Origin of the sequence: Moorena sp. SIO4A5, assembly GCF_010672005.1 — a bacterium.
In the GTDB taxonomy this organism is placed as follows: Bacteria; Cyanobacteriota; Cyanobacteriia; order Cyanobacteriales; family Coleofasciculaceae; genus Moorena.
Window position 1 is genome coordinate 1 of sequence record NZ_JAAHHZ010000415.1, and the last position, 4,174, is coordinate 4,174.

Annotated in this window: 5 protein-coding genes; 2 read left to right on the forward strand and 3 right to left on the reverse strand. The window is 44.7% G+C overall.

What is annotated here, in order from left to right; all coding sequences use genetic code 11:
- Together F6K57_RS38210 and F6K57_RS38215 are read left to right on the forward strand one after the other, a co-directional pair.
- The coding region (locus tag F6K57_RS38210; protein ID WP_293073697.1) for a uracil-DNA glycosylase at window positions 1-551 on the forward strand (551 nt) is incomplete at its 5' end.
- Window positions 552-845: 294 nt separating this feature from the next.
- Window positions 846-1,355 (forward strand): NUDIX domain-containing protein, encoded by a 510-nt coding sequence (locus tag F6K57_RS38215; RefSeq protein WP_293073699.1) that lies wholly within the window; start codon window positions 846-848, stop codon window positions 1,353-1,355.
- 269 nt (window positions 1,356-1,624) lie between these two features.
- On the opposite strand, the gene sodC is transcribed toward F6K57_RS38215, so the two are convergent.
- The 3 genes from sodC to F6K57_RS38230 form a co-directional block, all read right to left on the reverse strand.
- Window positions 1,625-2,155 carry a superoxide dismutase [Cu-Zn] SodC gene (sodC, locus tag F6K57_RS38220; protein ID WP_293040526.1) on the reverse strand — a complete coding sequence of 177 codons (531 nt, stop codon included), beginning with the start codon at window positions 2,153-2,155 and terminating at the stop codon, window positions 1,625-1,627.
- Between the two features lie 148 nt (window positions 2,156-2,303).
- Window positions 2,304-2,978, reverse strand: coding sequence for a class I SAM-dependent methyltransferase (locus tag F6K57_RS38225; protein ID WP_293023929.1), 675 nt, complete (start codon window positions 2,976-2,978; stop codon window positions 2,304-2,306).
- A gap of 308 nt (window positions 2,979-3,286) precedes the next feature.
- A complete protein-coding gene (locus tag F6K57_RS38230; protein ID WP_293073703.1) occupies window positions 3,287-3,628 on the reverse strand; it encodes a hypothetical protein in 342 nt (113 codons plus the stop codon).
- Between the last annotated feature and the right edge of the window lie 546 nt (window positions 3,629-4,174).

Consider the following 4,174-nt stretch of genomic DNA (forward strand, 5'->3'; position numbering starts at 1 on the left):
AACACTGTCAATCTTGCCAACGCTGCGAATTAGGAGCTACCCGCACTCAGGCTGTTATTGGACGTGGCAACCCTAAGGCCCTAATTATGATTATTGGAGAAGGACCGGGTAAACAAGAAGATGAGACCGGTATGCCGTTTGTAGGCAGAGCAGGGAAACTGTTGGAGAAAATTTTGGCATCTGTGAAAATCGATAGTGAACAAGATGTATATATTTGTAACATGGTGAAGTGCCGACCTCCTGGTAACCGCACCCCTACTCCTGATGAAATTGAAGCGTGCAAACCTTACTTGTTGGAGCAAATTCGCCTAGTAGACCCCCAAATTATTCTGTTCACTGGTGCCACAGCGGTAAAAGGCTTAACTGGTAACAAGAAGGGGATTACTAAGATTCGGGGTACCTGGATGGAATGGGAAGGGCATAAGTGGTGTATGCCAATTCTCCATCCTGCTTACCTACTGCGGAATCCCAAACGAGATCAAGGTAGTCCAAAGTGGCTGATGTGGCAAGATATCCAGAAAGTGCGTGCTAAGTTAGATGAGATTCGCTGATTCCATAGATATTAGGGAGTAGGGAGTAGGGAACAGGGAATAGGGAACAGGGAATAGGGAACAGGGAGTAGAGATTAGTTAAGTTTTAAGTGTTAAATGCTAATTGTTAATTTACCATTGAAAGTTTAAAATTGTTAATTTACAACTTTCAATGGTAAATTAACGAACAACCAAGAATGATACAGCGTTTTTCATAGCTATCAGGTACACAGGAGTTTTTCCATCTTACCTCTTACCTACTCCCTACTCCCTGCTCCCTGCTCCCTAAAAGCCAAGAATTTGTAGCTCACCCAATTGAAAACTGCTGTAAAAATGATTATTGATGAAACTTGGTACCAACGACCGCCTGGAGTTTCTGAGGCTACCTCTGCTGGTGGTATTGTTGCCCGCCGTTGGGAGCAGCAGATATACATTGCTCTAGTTCAAGAAGGCAATAGACTTGAATACGTCTTACCCAAAGGTCATGTAGAACCAGGAGAAAGCATTTTAGAGGCGGCAGAGCGAGAAATTGCGGAAGAAGCGGGCTTAAATGACCTGAAATTTATTGCTGAACTGGGAGTTAAGGAACGATTAGACTTTGCCAAACAGTGTTGGAAAAAGACTTACTATTTTCTGTTCATTACTGACCAAATTGAGGGGACTCCTACTGATCCAAATCTCAGTTACCAGCTGGGGTGGTTTCCAATAGATGAATTACCAACATTATTCTGGCCAGAACAACAAGAACTCATTAAAACCAATAGTAAGCTGATCCAAAATTCTGTAAGCATATGCGCTACGCGCAGGCTACGCCAACAGCCGTGAGCTAAAAGCTCACGCGTGCGCGTTCAGCTGTCAGCCTTCAGCGTCCCATAACTCAAGATTAAACGAATGCTTACCTCTTTTATTGAAAAACACCGATTGCGCTACGGGCACGCTTGGCCTGTAACCACGCTGCGCCAACGCGAACAGTAGCGTCGTGGCACAGGCTTCGACGCATCGGACCTAACCCATAAGCTGATAACTGATACGCGACACGCTGATACGCGACACGCTGATAGCTTACCCGTTAACTAAAACGCACAACACTGTGGCTAAATCACACCACAAGCCGCTCGAGCACCACCCCCTCCCAAGGGTTTGGGAGTGTCTGAATAATTGTCACCTTGGGCGTGAATGATCAGAGAGTGACCCTTAAGGTCAGCAACCTTTAACCGTGGGGCTACGACTGGAGTGTTAGCAACACCCTGTTGATTAACCACTAGCCTTGGCAAATCACCTAAATGACCATTACCGAATGGTCCTTCATGTTTGCCGGTATTTTCTGGATCATAATGACCACCAGCAGCTAAGCCTGGAACTACTTTACCTTCCTTCTCGGCTGGACCACAGTTGGGGTTTGTATGGAGATGGAAGCCATGTTCTCCAGGAGTTAATCCAGACAGATTCGAGGTTAGCTGCAGACCCTTCTCGGTTTGGGTTGCTTTGACAATGCCAATCTCTTTACCAATGCCTTTGGTATCAGTCAAATGCATGCTCACCGTTAGTGGTGTTGACGCGGATTGATTGGAACAAGCCGAGATTAGAAATATTGCGATCGCAGCTAATAGGCTGATAATTTTCATACTCAACTACACCCCACTTACAGATAGGTCTCCAAGGATCTGAGATCCTTTCGGATTGCCGTTTCCCTATTCCCTACCGTAGCTGATTTCTGAGGATTTTTCAGCTTGAGCTGAGTTTTCCATGCTTCTATCTCAATCTGGCACCCATTCATCTTACCCCTAGCTGGAGTGGGCTTTTAGCGCTATTTTTGTAAAAGCACAACACTTGGCTAGTGTTGAGGGGATCCCGATACAGACACTCAACCCGATTAAAATTATGTTTCTGGGCAAGGGATTGCAGGGTGGTTTGGGTTTCGGGAAAATCACTAGACAATATATGACCCTCGACCATGGAAACTTCTTCGGGAGTCAGTTGAGCCCAGTCTTGGTAAACACCCTCTAGGTAACGTCTTAGATAGGCGTTTCGGGTTTCTCCATCTGTGGAAACTATATCGATCAGAATAAAAACACCATCAGCTTTTAGCAGATGACTCAGCTTAGCCATAATACCATCTTTTTGCTCAAAACTGAGGTGATGGAACGCAAAAGAACTTAGAATCCCGTCGAACCTATCCTGCTGCTTTTGTCCCAACTCAGAAACTACTTCAAAGAAGTCGCCCTGGATCAATGTCTGTTCGCAGGGGATAGAATTCATGTTATCACAAGCAATCTCTAGTGCTGGCTCAGAGAGGTCAATACCTTTGTAGGAAGCAATAGTGGTATTGGCTAAAGCCTGGGCGGTGAAGCTAGCATCACCGCAGCCGAGGTCAAGCATGGAGAAGGGCGTTGGAAAGTAGCTGACTATAAATGCGTGTAAGATGCCGTAAATTTCACGGTGTTTCATGTAATTGTTAGTCAGTATTTTTTAATAGAGTTGCCACTGACTCTCAAATATATTAGGTGACTGATATGTTTTCAGAAAACACCTTTTTTGTACTTTGGAAAAACCACTTATAGTTTAGCTAATCTATTAAGAAACACATGGTTAAATCCAAACCCCAGCCAGGATTTGATATTTTGTAAGCATTCAGCAATCAGCTAATACGCTACGCGCACGCTACTTGAGGTGCTATCAGCTATTAGCTAATGCGCTTTTAGCTCACGGCTGACCGCTGACGGCTGACCGCTGACGGCTAAATACTTACCTAAGTATTAATCATTATCCAGGTTGGATAGTTGAGTTTTCACATGAGCCAGATAGCTAGAATCATTGATGGTTTCTGGGGATAATCTTCCTCTTGCAATAGCACTTGCTACTAGGTCTTTGGCGGTAATTCTCTTGGTTTTTACAGCGCTGATGAAACCAGCATTACTGGGAATACCTTGGTCAGCAAAGTAGCCTTGATAAGCCAGATAGACCAGGTTAAACGGTTGAACTTCGACAATATTGTTACGGCTGGTGGTATAATTTGCAGCGATTTCTGATGCTAAGACGGGAGTGGTAGCGGTAGCAATCAACAAAGTGCCTAAACTGCCAAGTACGAGACGTTTCATCTTTGTTTCTCCTAAGATTGATTAGCTTAATTGGTGAACTGCTTTTCTTTAATTACTAGAATGCAGGTCTTAACTGAGGAGGAAGTGACCGTTAACTGAGAATTTGATAAGGTCTTGCTAAGGAAACTGAATTAACCCTGGTTGACTGACAAAACTAATCAACCACGTACTGGTACGAAAGTATTTTGAATTCCAGTCGATACCGTCGTTTATCATGTTGTTTTCGTGAGGCCATCACCGGGTCAGGATCATGATTACTCAGGTGCGACCCGTGGCGAATTTAATTCTTAATGGGGAAAGCGCACCTATGTGAAACGAACCCGACGAATCAGTCTCCAGCCATTTTCGCTCGGAGGCTTTGACATCATGTTTATCACTACCCTCGCCTTGACCTACTGGTTTGCCGTAATATCATGTCAGGATAAGGGCGACCGATGAAAGACGCTCAAGGAAGTGGAGATTCCGAAATCTCCCAATGTAGCTAGGGTTCAAGCTACGTCCCCACCCGAAGGAGCACTTCGAGATGGATATGGCGGTTTCGACTAC

Excerpts from the sequence above, each read along its gene's own strand:
- F6K57_RS38225 (WP_293023929.1), bottom strand. The coding sequence starts at position 2,978 with ATGAAACACCGTGAAATTTACGGCATCTTACACGCATTTATAGTCAGC.
- F6K57_RS38230 (WP_293073703.1), bottom strand. The coding sequence starts at position 3,628 with ATGAAACGTCTCGTACTTGGCAGTTTAGGCACTTTGTTGATTGCTACC.
- sodC (WP_293040526.1), bottom strand. The coding sequence starts at position 2,155 with ATGAAAATTATCAGCCTATTAGCTGCGATCGCAATATTTCTAATCTCG.